Origin of the sequence: Oceanobacillus sp. FSL W7-1309 (genome assembly GCF_038002145.1) — a bacterium.
GTDB lineage: Bacteria > Bacillota > Bacilli > Bacillales > Amphibacillaceae > Oceanobacillus > Oceanobacillus profundus.
This window is the reverse complement of record NZ_JBBOBX010000002.1, coordinates 1,391,836-1,406,581: the sequence shown is the minus strand read 5'-3', so window position 1 is coordinate 1,406,581 and position 14,746 is coordinate 1,391,836. Positions and strand designations below refer to the sequence as shown.

The following is a 14,746-nucleotide window of genomic DNA, read 5'->3' as shown; positions in this document are numbered from 1 at the left end:
GGGTTATGTAAATGGAAGAGAAATTCTACTTTTATTATACGAATGATTTACATAGTGATTTTAAACAATGGCCACGTGTTGTGACTTATTTAAAAGAAGCACGAGCGCTACGGAATCAACGTGGTGAATCAAACTGGACAATTGATATTGGAGATCATGTAGACCGATCTCATTCTATAACAGAGGCAACGATGGGAAAAGCGAATGTCAAGCTATTAAATGATGCAGGTTATGATTATGTTACCATCGGCAATAACGAAGGGATTACAATGTCTCATCAGGATTTATACCATTTATATGATGAAGCTGCATTCGAAGTCACATGTGCGAACCTGCATAGTACTGATAACATGCAGCCACCATGGTTACGTCCGACAGTAAATATTGAGACAAAGCATGGTGTGAAAATTGGTATGATTGGTTTAACTGCGCCATTTAATGCCTTTTATGAGCTGTTAAATTGGTATGTTTCACCTGAATTCGAAGTTTTGGATAAGTATATGAAAGATCTAGAGCAATCCGTTGATATAATCATTGTCATGTCGCATCTTGGTATTACCATCGATCAAGAAATTGCAAGAAGGTATGATGCTGTAGATGCGATTATTGGTGGCCATACACATCATTTGCTTCGTAGTGGCGAATATATCAATAATGCTGTGATTACTGCAGCAGGAAAGCATTGCGCTTATATAGGTGAAGTTATTCTTACTTGGGACCATAAGCAGAAAAAATTGGTGAAAAAAGAAGCATATACAGCTGACATTACGCATTTGGAAAAAGATGCTGAAACGGAGCAGACATTACACGTGATGCTAAATGAGGCTAATAGCTTGCTTGGTGAAACCGTTGTACAGATTGACAGTCCATTGACTGTTAATTGGTATAAGGATACACCAATCATGCAGGAGCTGACGAATACAGTTAAGGAATGGACAAAAGCCGATGCTGCGATGTTGAATAACGGTCTGTTATTGGAAAGCTTACCAGTAGGGGCTATCACGTATGGAGATATTCATCGGATTTGCCCACATCCAATTAATCCTGTTGTTGTGGATCTGAAAGGAAATGAATTGATCGAAGTTGTCCGTGTATCATTAACAAAGGAATTTATGCAGCTGGCATTGAAAGGCTTTGGATTTCGTGGGAAAGTACTGGGAAGAATGATGTTTGCAGGACTCCAGGTAGAAACAGGATTTCATAAAAATGGTGAGGAGTATGTGAAACAGGTTCTGTTAGAAAATGGAGAAGAGATCGATCCAGATCGAACATACTATATCGCGACTGCCGATACCTTCACATTCGGCCGTCTATTACCGGAGGTAGCGAAATCGGATTCGAAGCAATATTTTGTCCCGGAATTTTTAAGGGATTTGCTCGCAAAAACGCTTCGTGCTAAATTTCCATATTATTCCTAAGAGGCCGCTGCTTGTGACATGTTGGCCCCTTCATGCATACACATATATGGTACATTGCGAAGGGGGCAATTCATTATGATTACGGTAAATCCACTTGAAGTAGACGGCATGATTTTTATGGCAGTACGTGTTGAGCTTCCAAAAACGAATTTGCTGACGATATCCAATGACATTGGCTATATTATGTGTGCGGCATTGGATGTAGATATTTTTAATGAAGTTCCAAAATTAATGGAGCGTAATGTTATCGCGGGGCGTGCGATGGGTGTGCGAACGATCGATGAATTATTACACGCTCCATTACAGAAGATAACAGATGCTTCAAAAGCTTATGGCTGGGAAGTTGGTATGACGGGTAAAGAAGCTTTGTTAAGAATATCATAATTAATGCAAATGTCTTCCATTAGGGAGGCATTTTTATTATGTTTATAAATTACTTAGTCTACCCCCTGTGGAACAAGCATAGGATTATTCCAGAGGGGGTTCCTGAGTTGAGACATAAAAAACGTTTTCGCAAACGAACAGCATTGCCTCCAGGGAAACATATTTTAATCATAACGATGATTATTTTTGTAGTCTGTGTATTTTTAAGTATGCAATTAATTGATAAACGAATTGAACCAGTTCTAATGCATATAGCGGAAAGAAGAGTCGATGAGTTTGCAACGCGGGCGATCAATTCAGCCGTTCGGTATGTTGAAGATTATAGTTTTGATGACATGGTAAATATTACATATGACAATGAAGGGAATTTTTCAACGTATAACTGGAACAATTCTATCATCAGTGAAATTAATCGAGTCGCAACAGACAGGGTGGAAGAATTTTTCATCAACGTTAACCGCGGTGACCCATTGGAATTTGAAGATCCGCTTACCGAACCATATGAATATAGTGATGGTGCTGAAGATATGGCGAAACAGGATCCGACATTGGTTGAAATCCCTTTAGGGCAGGTTACCGGAAATACGGTACTTGCAAACCTAGGTCCGAAAATACCGATTAATTTCGAGGTTGTAGGGAATGTTCGGACAAATGTTGTACGTGAAATTGAGGAATTTGGTATTAATGGTGCTTGGGTATCGCTTTATATTAATGTAGAGGCGGATGTGCAGATTGTCATCCCATTTACATCCGATGTAACAACAGTTAATACGGAGATATACTTGGATGGTAGTGCCATTATGGGCAAGGTTCCAGATTTCTATGGTGGTGGCAGTGATGGTCCGTCAATTGCTATACCAAAAGACGACTTGCAGAATAACTAAAAATCTAGTATAGTATGGGAGTAACTATGTGTATTCAAAAGGAGGATAAAAAGGACCGAGAAGTTCGAGACAGCGTAGCTTCCCGTACCGGAACGTATGCAATTAATACGTGAGGAACGGAAAAGCAAGCTAACGAAGAAATTCGAAGTGTCACTTTTACCGGACTTTATGAATATCCTTTAACTCAATAATAAACCTTATCAGATCGGTGAGGTAGAGGCGCAAATATTATAAGTAATCCACCGGAGAATGACAACAGTGATGGTTGGTGAAAGGGGTATTTGCCGAAGCGTAATAAGAGTCAAACTTATTATTTGCTGGTACATCTTTGAACAAGAGATGTACTGTCATGCTTAAAGTGAGAGTTCAAAAAAGAGGATAAAAAGGACCGAGAAGTTCGAGGCGGCGAAGCTCCCCGTACCGGAACGTATGCAATTAATACGTGAGGAACGGAAAAGCAAGCCAACGAGCTTCCACAGGATGTGGTGACTTCGACGTTCGACACAGGACGTGTCGGTACTTAGTCGAAGGTCTACTGATCTCGATGTGTCATTTTTACCGGACTTTTTGAACAACCGCTGAAATGGATGTGCATGGAGAACTACTGATCGAGATGGAGGATAACGTATATTGTAATTGTAAAAAACAATGATGGTTATTTTCTGTCATTGTTTTTTTGTGTGCTTTTTTAAGAAGCTAGCACGTACATATGTCGTAAACCAACATTTCATCATCAACTCGTTTATCTCGAAAACCACATCTGAGAAATAATTATGGGGGGATTACAATGGAAGGTACAATTTATTCGATTATTCCAGCATTAATCATGCTGGTGCTCGTTATTACAACGAGGAAAATTTTATTATCATTAGGATCAGGGATAATAATTGGAGCATTATTTATTCATGATTTTAATGTGTTGCAAGCAGTGAAGGAAATTTGGTATGTATTTTATGAAATTTTTGTTTCAGAGGGTGAGCCAAATACTGGGAATCTCCTGTTAATTGGGTTTTTGATATTATTAGGTATGATGACTGCCTTTTTACAGGCATCCGGAGGAAGCAGAGCTTTTGGTGAGTGGATGATGAAACGAGTGAAAACACGTAGAGGTGCACAGTTAATGACAGGCGTTTTAGGACTGATTATTTTTATTGATGACTATTTTAACAGCCTTGCAGTTGGTCAAATTGCAAGACCATTAACAGATCGTCACAAAGTGTCCAGAGCGAAGCTTGCCTATTATATTGATTCAACATCAGCACCGATAACAGTTATTTCGCCTATCTCAAGCTGGGGAGCTTATATTATTGGAATTCTTGGTGGATTGTTTGCTGCCAATGAAATTACAGAATATCAGCCGATTGAGGCATTTATCTGGATGATTCCGATGAATTTTTATGCAATAGCAGCAGTCCTGCTTGTATTTATTGTAGCGTATTTTCAATTTAATATTGGTCCAATGCGTACACATGAAAAACGTGCGATGGAAACAGGAGAGCTTTTGAATCCAGAGCAGAATACGGTTGCAGGGGATTTAGGCGATGTGTTTAAGCCAAATCAAAACGGAAAGGTATACCATTTATTTATACCAATCTTAGTTCTTTTTGCAGCAACAGTTGTAGCTATGATAACAACGGGTATCGCTGCAACAAACGGTAAAGCTACGATTCTTGATGCTTTTGCAAATACGGATGTTAATTTATCACTGGCAATTGGTGGGGTTTCAGCTGTACTCGTTGCATTTATTTTTCACCTCCTTCAAGGTAAGCCAAAAGCAAATGTTGTAAAAATATTTGCTGAAGGGACAAAAACGATGCTTCCGGCTATTTATATTCTCATTTTAGCTTGGATGATCGGTTCGGTAATCGGTACATTGGAAACAGGGACCTATTTAGCGAATTTAGTTAATGATTCCTCTATAGGTGTTAGCTATCTACCGTTAATATTCTTTGTTATTGCAGCGATTATGGCATTGTCTACTGGGTCTTCATGGGGTACATTTGGTATCATGCTTCCAATTGCAGCAGAAGTAATGAGCAATACAAATGTTGAGTTATTACTGCCGGCATTAGCAGCTGTACTTGCAGGAGCTGTATTTGGTGATCATTGCTCACCTATTTCCGATACGACGATTCTCTCCTCAACAGGAGCAGGGGCTAACCATATTGATCACGTATTAACGCAGCTGCCATATGCAATACTTGCAGCAGTTGTAGCAATACTAGGGTTTTTACTGCTTGGATTGACAGGGCAAATTATGCTTTCCTTGGCAGTTACACTTGTATTCCTTTTTGGGATTGTATTTGTATATCGTACTGTTTTAAAAAGTAAAACAGCGGAATAAATATAGGCTGAAAAATTTCTAAGATGTGTGATGACAGTAATGTCATCACACATCTTCTTTTGTTCGTAAGGAAACTATGCAATAAATATATCAGAAAAGAGTAATTATTAAAAACCTTCATAATATAAATAATACAAAGCTTGTATAAAAAAGGGGAGGTTTGGTCATGGAAAATCGTTCTCAGTGGGGGACAAGGGCAGGTTTTATTTTGGCGGCAGCCGGATCGGCTATCGGCCTTGGGAACATTTGGCGTTTTCCTGCAGTTGCCTATGAAAATGGCGGCGGAGCATTTCTGATTCCTTATCTGTTTGCACTGCTCACCGCCGGAATTCCGATTTTGATATTGGAATTTACAATGGGACATAAGTATCGAGGTTCTGCACCATTAACGTTTAAACGAATGCATAAAAAAACAGAATGGGTTGGCTGGTGGGGAGTTGCAGTAGCATTTATTATTTCAACCTATTATTCGGTAATCGTTGCCTGGGCCATATCGTATTCTGTTTTTTCTTTTAATTTAGGGTGGGGAGAGGATACACAAGGATTTTTATATGGCGATTATCTAAATTTAGCAGAAGTCCCAGGACAGATAGGGAATCTGGTTCCTGGTGTATTAATTCCTTTAATCATTGTTTGGGCACTGGTATTAGGAATTCTATTTAAAGGTGTGAAGAAAGGGATTGAAATTGCAAATCGTATTTTTATTCCAGCATTAGTCATTATATTCCTCATCATTGTTATTCGAGCACTAACCCTTCCAGGAGCTATGCAAGGATTGGATGCGTTTTTTGCACCTGATTTCGGCCAAATTTTTTCACCGGATGTATGGATTGCGGCATATGGACAAATTTTCTTTAGTTTATCCATTGCTTTTGCAATTATGATTACGTACGCCAGTTATTTGCCAAAGAAATCAGACATTACAAATAACGCTTTTATCGTAGGATTTGCGAATTCTGGTTTTGAATTGTTAGCGGGTATTGGTGTGTTTGGTATTTTAGGATTTATGGCTTTACAGTCAGGTTTGCCGATTAATGAAGTTGTAAGTGGTGGAGTTGGCTTAGCATTCGTAGCATTTCCAGCAATCATTAATGAATTCACAGCCTTTAACGAACTTTTTGGGGTATTATTCTTTGTTTCGTTAATGTTAGCTGGATTAACCTCATTAATCTCAATTACAGAAACGTATGTATCTGGTTTGTCGGATAAATTCCAAATCTCAAGGAAAAAAGCAGTCCTAATAGGCGGTGGTTTAGCCGCTGTTATCTCGTTGCTGTTTGCGACACAAGGCGGGCTGTTCTTCCTAGATGTAGTTGATTATTTTATTAATCAATTCGGTGTAGCGATGCTTGGGTTTGTTGAGGTTGTCTTAATTGCTTGGATTCTCCGTAAGGTTAAAATGTATAAAGAACATGCAGACGGGATTTCGGATATCCGACTTGGTTCATGGTGGACAATTAGTTTAGGGGTAATAACGCCTATCGTCATGGGATACATGATGTATGGTTTATTTAAGCAGAACCTCCTAAAGGAATTTGCAACGGACACAGGTAACTATGAAGGGTACTCCAATACATTTATCTTATATGGTGGTTGGTCGATCGCGATAGCAGCACTTGTAATTGGTATTTTGATGTCGTTAATCAAATGGAAAAAGGATATAGACGAGAAAAAGGAGGCTAACGAATGAGTGGTGCATCTATTTTTGTAATGGTAATTGGGATGATAATAATTTGGGGCGGTCTGATTGCGAGTGTATGGAACGCAATGAGAAAATCAAAGCAAACAGATTAAAGTGTTACAAAGGAGTCGTTACCGGAATGGTAACGACTCCTTTGCTTATACGTCGGATTTATGGTCCAACTATTGTTTATCTCTAGCCATGCGCTCCCATTTTCGCAAGTAAGGGTAGGGGTCAAAGGACCATTCACTATACCCATTATCCTTATACATCCCGTAGTGTAAATGGGGCGGGAATTTTCCAGATGTTCCTGGTGGACCATAGCCGGTTGATCCAACACTGCCGAGCACATCTCCAGGCTGTACAACTTGTCCAAGCTTTATATTATCATCATAACCACTCATATGCGCGTAATAATGATAAATATTAAAAATGTCACGTATTCCAATGCGCCAGCCACCGTATAGGTTCCAGCCCATCATTTCAATTACGCCATATGTGGTTGACTGAACAGGGACACCATAGTTTGCGAAAATATCTGTACCCTCGTGAATACGCAGCCCGCCAAAGCCTCTTCGGTCTCCCCAAGTATTGCGATAACTGTAATTATGCTGAATCGATACAGGGAAGTCTCTATCTGTTAAATTGATATCTTGGAACGTTGCAAATACCTTTGCCGTATTCATGATAGTTTGAACGGTTAAATCACGCTGATAATGATTCCACAGTGCAATTTTAATATCATCCTCTGTAGGACCATATTCTAGAATAAGCATTGCCATCGTATAAAGAACATCTTCTTCATTGGCTGGATCTGCCTTTCCATCACCATTTCCATCTTTTCCTTCTCCATCGAAAGTGTCGATAATAGTTACGTCCGTTATTTGTGAGCTATTCCCTGGGCCAAACCATAATTCAGAAGCGAATCCTATTGAGATTACTTGCTCAGGTTCATCACTGCTTTTTATGTTACGTTCATAATTATCAATAGCAGCAAAATAGTACCAAGGAATTTGTGTTAGTGCTTCAGTCTTTTTAAAAAGTGCCATTCGCTTATCATAAACGGATTCCTCATTCTCGGCATTGACTGCATTAGCGTTCAAGAAAAAGAAGGTAATAATAATGGAGAAGATAAGCCTGTTCGTCAATGTATTCACCTCCTATAATTAGTTTATTGATAATGATTATTCCACTGTTTCCCTATTAGGTGTTTTTTCCATTTCTTTTATAATGGCTTTTATTGTGTTATCATAATTCCGGTTTTCCGATGTGGATTGATGCAGACTTTGGATATCCTGCATGAGTGTTTCATTATCAGAAACATGGATATTAAAAAAGCCTGGTAAAATAGATGCAGCGGTTTTCTTGCATAAATCGGATGCTTCCTCGGCTGAAAGTTCTTCATTTCTTTGGTAAGCAATTAAAACTTCCTTGTCCGTAACAAGTGTTGCAACTTCCTCAAAACCATTATTTCTAAGAATGATTTTCGTAATCATATCAGCCATTTCATTACGATCGATTGTGAGCTGCTGTTCACCGTTTTCCAGTTCATTATCCAGTTGATCCTTTGTGTAACGTACGTATCCCAGCTTTGAGCTAAGCTCATCATCCGTGGGTTCTGGCGCATTTCTTGTAGGATCCAATTCATCAAGTATTTGTTCACGATCACCTTCTGAGTTGTCAAATGTTGTACAACCTACAAGCATCGTAGTTATCGTAAGCATTATAATAAGGATTGCTTTCATGTTCTTCCTCCTACATATAAAAGGTTGTTCAACAGTCCGGTGTCATCCCCCTCTTGAACACGCAATTATAATTTGATTAGTCCTAGTTTCTTTAAAAAGGCGAAAATAATGCATGTAAATATTTCTGGTTTCTATATCCGAACGTATGGTAAACTAGAAGCAACTTATGTGTGCATGAAAAGTGGGGTGAATCGTTTGATTGAACTGAATGGTAAAAGCTATGAAATTGTAGAAAATATAAAAGATGGATTTCAAGAGGAAGCAATTAAAAATCGCTATTCCGAAATATTGGCTAAGTATGATTATATTGTAGGAGACTGGGGCTATGAGCAGCTTCGATTAAAAGGATTTTATAAGGAGAGAAATGCAAAAGCATCAATCGATTCGAAAATAAATGCATTAGATGATTATTTATTTGAATACTGTAATTTTGGATGCGCCTATTTTGTGTTGAAGAAAGTACATAAGTAAAAGGTAGCAGTTCAAACATTTGAGCTGCTACCTTTCGTCGCTTCCTGACTCGTCATGTGTCGGATGTGATCCATCTGCTTGTCGTGGGATGCCTGCATGCTGGCTTTTATCTGGAAATGTAAAGGCGCTTGTGCGATATTGTCCCTCGCCCCAAGGTTCAGATTTACTTGATACTTTTTCATTATCGTTGATTGCAGAACCAAATGGTCCTTCTGGAAATTCTTCAGGTATTAATTGATTACGTTGTTTGTCTACATTTGAGAAATCCGAAAAATGCTTATTCTTTTTCTCTGACATAATCGTACACCTCTTTCCAAAATAGATGTGATTTTGTGGATAGGAATAGTATTTGCTAAACGTTAAATCATATTCGATAAAAAACAGCTTATAAACAGTAAAAAAGTATAAAAAACAGTCATTCCATTTTATAAGAATGACTGTGCCACTTCATTATTGCAAAGCATATAACCTCTAAATTTCTTTTCAATTAATCTGCCTAGGCGGAATATAGCATCCTCATTACCAATGGCACTCATGATTTGAATACTAATTGGCATATTGTTTTCATCTGTTCCAACAGGAATGGTTAATGCAGGCAGTCCCCATACATTTGCATAGGCTACATAGGGCATATGCTGTAAGAATGTTTTTCGAATCGAGAATATTTCCTTAAACACTTGACCGTGGGGAAGAGCCCCAGAATGATAAACAGGAAAAATAAGAAGGCGATTCTTTAAATACGCTTTTAATAATTCGTCACCTTGTTTGATAATTGTTTCTACTTCACGAATGCGCTTTCTAGATGGGCGAAACATTTTTGCGCCCATAATCGCCCAGGAAAGATATGGATGCACCTTCGTTCGTTGTGTTAATTTTTCTTTAAAGAAAGAGGTATATACATTCGATCTGTCATTGTTATATGCTTCTTGTTCAATCAATTTACTTCCTTCCATCGATAAAATTTCCTGCCAAATTAGAGCGCTGTCTCTGAAGTAAGGAGGGCTGGATTGTTTCGTGGAGAACGTCTTCTCAAGAAAAAGCTCCGTTTGGTTAAGTATATGTTTTGTTTTCTCAGATAACGGATAATCAATTGTACTAGGTAAGATCTCCATTCGGAATCGATTTAAAGGTTTTAGTTCTAACGAAACATCGGAAAGAACCTTATAAAGCAGTCGCATATCTTGAACAGATTTTCCCATTGGTCCAATAGTTAGCATACGGGCTTGTAAATCATGCATAACAGCTGGGAAATGGCCATCATTAGAGATAGTGAACATCCCCGGCTTGAAACCGATGATGCCATTAAAATGTGCGGGAAAACGAATTGACCCACCAATGTCCGATCCAATGCCTGCAGCAGCTCCACCTACAGCAAGAAGGGCACCTTCGCCTCCTGAAGATCCCCCGGCAGTTCTATTTAAATCCCACGGGTTATTTGTTCTGCCATATAATTTATTATCTGTTTCCTGACAGAAGCAAAGTGCAGGGGTGTTAGTTTTTCCTAAAATTATGGCACCAGCTTTTTTTAAACGTCCAACAACCTCGGCATCTTCCCTGGAAATTAAATCCTGCCGGTGCTCTAAGCCACCGGTCGTTTTCATTTCTGCGACATGTAGTGACTCTTTTACTGAAATTGGGACCCCATGAAGCGGCCCTATTACTTCCCCTCTAGCTAGCATTTGATCTAATTCATTTGCTTCGTATAAAGCAGCTTCAAATCGGTCCTCAACCATCGCATTGATGTTTGGGTTCGTCTTTAAGATATGAGCAATATACGTTGAAACAACTTCTTTACTCGTAATTTGCTTATTTTGAATTGCACCGGCTATTGATGTTGCATCCATCGCAACAAGTTGACTTTCTTTCATTGTGCGTCCCTCATTATAAAATTGTAATTATTCATTTATACAAACCTTCATAGCTTAAATATACCATGTTTTGATTCATAAACATATGGAATATGATATGATAAAATTATAGACAGATATCGGGGGGAATATGTATGTATTTCGTGGATCGTAGCAAAATTGAAAATACGCTTTTATATTTAGACCAAATCTTAGAACAGTTAAAAAATCATCAAGCTACTAGCTTCACAGATAAATTAAGTTTGGAACGTATGGTTCATGTAAGTATTGAAGCAATGCTGGATGTCGGGAACATGATGATTGATGGATTTATTATGAGGGATCCGGGAAGCTATGATGATATCATTGATATTTTAGTCGATGAAAAGGTTCTGCCACAGGATGAGGAAGGAGCATATAAAACGTTCGTATCGCTTCGTAAAATGCTTGTTTCGGAATATACAAAAGTAAACCATAATGCTTTGTTAGAGGCAATACACGGATATCATCCGGTTTGGAGCCAGTTTAGCAGCAGAATTAGGACGTATTTGAATAATGAGCTAGGAGTAGCAAACGCATTTTCTAACGAATGAAGGTGGGATTATGAGTAAGCGCACGCCAACAAAACAGCGACTATTAACTATTTTAAAAAAGGCCAATGACCTTACAATTACTGAAATCATGAAGCATTTTACTATTTCTGAAATCGCTGTCAGAAAACAACTTCATGAGCTTGTCCAGCAAGGTTTTGTTAAGCAGCAGTCCCATAAGCAAAAGCTCGGTAGACCATATCTTACGTATGATCTTACACAAAAGGGTCATGAAACATTTCCGAATCAGTATAAATCAATTCCAGTGGAGCTCCTTGAAGATTTAGAAGAATTGCACGGACCTCAAGCTGTACGTGCGTTATTAGATAAGCATGGCGAACGGGAAAAAGCCTATATGGATAACGTAATACAGGAGGACGACCTGGATAAAAAAGTGGCGGAAATGGTTCGGATTCAAAATGAAAGGGGATATATGGTGGAGGTTGAGAAGGTGGCTGAAGGAGACTTTGAGGTTAGAAATTACAATTGCCCGGTCGCAGCTATTGCCAGGTGCTACCACCAAATGTGTACAAACGAACAAAAACTCTATGAGGAAATCTTTCCTGGAAGTGAAGTCAGCGCGTATTCCTTTATTACACAGGGTGATCATGTTTGTAAATGGAAAATAAAAAATCCGAATGGAAGGTGACTAGATCATCTTCTTTTTATTTCGAGGAGAGGTTTAATATATGAGAGATTATAAAGGTTATCTAATTGACTTAGACGGGACAATGTATCGTGGAACAGAAGCGATTGCAGGAGCAGCAGAATTTATTAATGAGCTCCACTTAAAGGAGATCCCTTATTTATTTGTCACGAATAATTCTTCTAAAACTCCAGAGGATGTAGCGAACAAATTAAATGCGATGGAGATTAAAGCTGCAGCCAATCAAATTGTAACATCTGCTACTGCAACAGCCAATTACATAAAATCCATCAAGGAAAAAGCGAGCTGTTTTGTTATTGGTGAAAAAGGATTGCTAGAAGCATTGGAAGCAAGTGGAATGATTATTACGGATACGGAGTGCGATTTTGTTGTAATGGGAATTGATCGCCAAATAACGTACGAAAAATTTACACAAGCTTGTCTTGCTATCCGAAATGGAGCAAAGCTGATAGCTACGAACGGTGATGTCGCTATACCTACAGAACGTGGTCTTCTTCCGGGTAACGGTGCTCTCGTTTCAGTTGTTTCGGTTAGCACTGGAGAAAATCCGCTATTTATTGGAAAGCCTGAATCAATAATTATGGAAGAGGCGCTTAAGCTATTGGGATTAACGAGAGAAGAAACATTGATGGTTGGTGATAATTATCAGACTGATATTTCAGCTGGTATCCGTGCAGGAATTGACACATTAATGGTTTTTACTGGCGTGACTCCATTTGAAGACTTAGATAGCTTGGAGATTCCGCCAACATATTATGTCCACCAATTAACAGAATGGCTTGATAAAATTTAGGAAAGAGGCTGAGACAAAAGTTTTTTTCTGAAATAAAAACCGAACATGATTGATGCAAATAACTCACTCCGGAAATATACTTCGCGCATCCAGAGGCGGCTGGTGAACCCCTTTGTGCTATCGCACTACGGTGTCTCACCTATGCCTTACCTCCCACTGGAGTCTACGTATATTTCCTAAGCTAAGCTTATGCATCGTTCGTCTTTAACATTAAACACTTTTGTAATGTCCCAGCTTCCTTTTCTTTATGCATTATGCATCAACATCATCTAGCGCATCTGCGTCACTATGTGCTAATCTGCTTGAGGCAGCAGCAGCGATTGCTCCAACAATATCATCGAGGAAAGTATGAATTTCACCGCTGGATTTATCGTTTAATTTTTTCAGAATTCCGGGCTTCTGTTTATCGATATAACCGAAGTTGGTCATACCAATTGATCCATATACATTAACAATGGAAAGTGCGATTACCTCGTCAATTCCATAAAGCCCTTCATCCGTCTCAATGGTTTTTTGCAATGGCTGACTTAGTTTCTTTTGTTCTGCAAGCATATCAAGCTCGATACCTGTTAAAATTGCATTTTGTACCTCTCGTTTTGTTAATACACGCTCAACATTGTGCAGGCAATCATCCATAGACAAATCGTTATGATATTTTGATTGTAAATAATAAACAAGCTCAGCGATATCCTCTACTTTAACCCCGCGGTCTTTTAACGCTTTTCTTGCATTCACTTCAAGTTCGCTTTTTTTCGTATACTTCGCCATTTAAAATCACCTTTTCATTATTATAGTTAAAATATCTTTGGTACATTCATACACTTTAATAAAAGAAGAAAAAGGGGAGATCATGTTGCCACTAACAGGAATGCTTGCTATTTATTACCGTATCCATCCAGAGCGGAAAATATTATTTGGAAATAAAGAAGGATACAAGCAAGGTGATAGTATTTATTTTACCATTTCAGGAAGAAACAAGGAAACAATTCTTACTGAGCAAGCGGCAGTAACTTATTTTTTAAAGGAACAACCAGTGGAAATAATGACACTTCCAATCCCGAATTTACAAGGAGAATGGTTTACATCCTATGGTGAAAACATATGGATGGTTATCCAAATGCAGCAAGTAGATAATCGAGAATATTCCGCAAAGCCTGCGGGAATTCGACTTGCTGAGTTTCATCAGATTGGAACAGCATTTGGTTATGAACCGAAATCAATATCGAGCTATGGGAAGTGGAAAGCATTATGGATAGATAAATTAACAGCTTTTGAGACTGGAATTGAGCGCGAAGCAAAGGAAAAACAGTCTGAATATAATCGAGCGCTGATGAATTTTTTGCCATATATAATTGGAATAAGTGAAAATGCAATTCAGTTTCTGCAAGAAAGTGAGCGGGAACGGCGAATACTTGAAACGGATCAAGGAACCATTACGTTTAATCGCTATGAATCATTGGATTTTCCAGTTATTTGGACAGATCAGCTTGTATATGATCATCCAGCAAGAGATATTGCTGAATATATACGTAGTGTCATTCTAAATAATGATAAAGTCGAAAAGACAATTGCATTTTTAAATGACTATCAACAAGTAGCACCAATTTCGGTTTTTGGTTGGCGTCTAGTATATGCGCGTTTGCTTTTTCCAATTCACTTGTTTGATTTTATTGAGCGAGGCTTTACCACACCAGATATAAAAGGCTTAGAAAAAATAATCGAACAGCAATCTGTGTTTGAAAGTTTTTTGAGTGAATTTTTTGAAATAACAGGCGTGGATGCTGAAACGTGGGGGATACCTATGGTACACTGGTTGTAATTGCTTATTAGAAAATGACTTAATCGGTCACTAGAGCGATTCATATACGGAACGCTTAAATGTTGGATTGCAAGTCGTTGCGCAAGTACAATAGTTGGTAAAG

General features: G+C 38.5%; 16 protein-coding genes and 1 riboswitch. Of the genes, 11 read left to right on the top strand and 5 right to left on the bottom strand.

Features of this window, described 5'->3' with window-relative positions:
- The first annotated feature begins 11 nt into the window (after positions 1-11).
- The 6 genes from NST46_RS19535 to NST46_RS19510 all read left to right on the top strand — a co-directional run bounded on the left by NST46_RS19535 (position 12) and on the right by NST46_RS19510 (position 6,824).
- A complete protein-coding gene (locus NST46_RS19535; protein ID WP_095309298.1) occupies positions 12-1,418 on the top strand; it encodes a bifunctional metallophosphatase/5'-nucleotidase in 1,407 nt (468 codons plus the stop codon).
- Between the two features lie 75 nt (positions 1,419-1,493).
- Entirely contained in the window at positions 1,494-1,802 is a 309-nt protein-coding gene (locus tag NST46_RS19530; RefSeq protein ID WP_095309296.1) for a YunC family protein, read from the top strand.
- 107 nt (positions 1,803-1,909) lie between these two features.
- Positions 1,910-2,686: a sporulation protein YunB gene (gene yunB, locus NST46_RS19525; RefSeq protein ID WP_240033736.1), complete on the top strand. Its 777-nt coding sequence runs from the start codon at positions 1,910-1,912 to the stop codon at positions 2,684-2,686.
- A gap of 209 nt (positions 2,687-2,895) precedes the next feature.
- Positions 2,896-3,062, top strand: a riboswitch (Lysine riboswitch).
- Between the two features lie 411 nt (positions 3,063-3,473).
- On the top strand, positions 3,474-5,030 hold the full coding sequence (locus NST46_RS19520) for a Na+/H+ antiporter NhaC family protein (RefSeq protein ID WP_095309291.1): 1,557 nt from the start codon (positions 3,474-3,476) through the stop codon (positions 5,028-5,030).
- A 166-nt stretch (positions 5,031-5,196) separates the two neighbouring features.
- A complete protein-coding gene (locus tag NST46_RS19515; protein WP_341137621.1) occupies positions 5,197-6,720 on the top strand; it encodes a sodium-dependent transporter in 1,524 nt (507 codons plus the stop codon).
- Positions 6,717-6,824 (top strand): methionine/alanine import family NSS transporter small subunit, encoded by a 108-nt coding sequence (locus NST46_RS19510; RefSeq protein WP_118888790.1) that lies wholly within the window; start codon positions 6,717-6,719, stop codon positions 6,822-6,824. Before NST46_RS19515 ends, NST46_RS19510 begins: the two co-directional genes overlap by 4 nt.
- Positions 6,825-6,893: 69 nt before the next feature.
- On the opposite strand, the gene NST46_RS19505 is transcribed toward NST46_RS19510, so the two are convergent.
- Positions 6,894-7,814, bottom strand: a complete 921-nt coding sequence (locus NST46_RS19505; RefSeq protein ID WP_341137762.1) for a M23 family metallopeptidase — start codon at positions 7,812-7,814, stop codon at positions 6,894-6,896.
- 81 nt (positions 7,815-7,895) lie between these two features.
- The gene (locus tag NST46_RS19500) at positions 7,896-8,456 is read right to left on the bottom strand and encodes a YhcN/YlaJ family sporulation lipoprotein (RefSeq protein ID WP_095309279.1); all 561 of its coding nucleotides are present in this window, start codon (positions 8,454-8,456) and stop codon (positions 7,896-7,898) included.
- A gap of 195 nt (positions 8,457-8,651) precedes the next feature.
- Between NST46_RS19500 and NST46_RS19495 the strand changes: the two genes are divergently transcribed.
- A complete protein-coding gene (locus NST46_RS19495; RefSeq protein ID WP_095309286.1) occupies positions 8,652-8,927 on the top strand; it encodes a YutD family protein in 276 nt (91 codons plus the stop codon).
- A 27-nt stretch (positions 8,928-8,954) separates the two neighbouring features.
- On the opposite strand, the gene NST46_RS19490 is transcribed toward NST46_RS19495, so the two are convergent.
- Both NST46_RS19490 and NST46_RS19485 read right to left on the bottom strand, forming a co-directional pair.
- Entirely contained in the window at positions 8,955-9,224 is a 270-nt protein-coding gene (locus NST46_RS19490; RefSeq protein ID WP_341137620.1) for a hypothetical protein, read from the bottom strand.
- Positions 9,225-9,352: 128 nt separating this feature from the next.
- Positions 9,353-10,795: an amidase gene (locus tag NST46_RS19485; RefSeq protein WP_341137619.1), complete on the bottom strand. Its 1,443-nt coding sequence runs from the start codon at positions 10,793-10,795 to the stop codon at positions 9,353-9,355.
- Positions 10,796-10,929: 134 nt separating this feature from the next.
- Here NST46_RS19485 and NST46_RS19480 point away from each other — a divergent pair, with 134 nt between their 5' ends.
- From NST46_RS19480 to NST46_RS19470, 3 genes are read left to right on the top strand one after another with little or no spacing between them, the layout of a single operon-like run.
- Entirely contained in the window at positions 10,930-11,367 is a 438-nt protein-coding gene (locus NST46_RS19480; RefSeq protein ID WP_251660433.1) for a DUF86 domain-containing protein, read from the top strand.
- A gap of 10 nt (positions 11,368-11,377) precedes the next feature.
- Positions 11,378-12,013 (top strand): helix-turn-helix transcriptional regulator, encoded by a 636-nt coding sequence (locus tag NST46_RS19475; protein ID WP_341137618.1) that lies wholly within the window; start codon positions 11,378-11,380, stop codon positions 12,011-12,013.
- 40 nt (positions 12,014-12,053) lie between these two features.
- Complete coding sequence (locus NST46_RS19470) at positions 12,054-12,824, top strand: TIGR01457 family HAD-type hydrolase (protein WP_303447911.1); 771 nt, start codon at positions 12,054-12,056, stop codon at positions 12,822-12,824.
- Between the two features lie 252 nt (positions 12,825-13,076).
- On the opposite strand, the gene NST46_RS19465 is transcribed toward NST46_RS19470, so the two are convergent.
- Complete coding sequence (locus NST46_RS19465) at positions 13,077-13,592, bottom strand: phosphatidylglycerophosphatase A family protein (RefSeq protein WP_095309267.1); 516 nt, start codon at positions 13,590-13,592, stop codon at positions 13,077-13,079.
- Between the two features lie 85 nt (positions 13,593-13,677).
- Here NST46_RS19465 and NST46_RS19460 point away from each other — a divergent pair, with 85 nt between their 5' ends.
- Positions 13,678-14,643 (top strand): hypothetical protein, encoded by a 966-nt coding sequence (locus tag NST46_RS19460; protein WP_095309265.1) that lies wholly within the window; start codon positions 13,678-13,680, stop codon positions 14,641-14,643.
- Positions 14,644-14,746 lie beyond the last annotated feature (103 nt).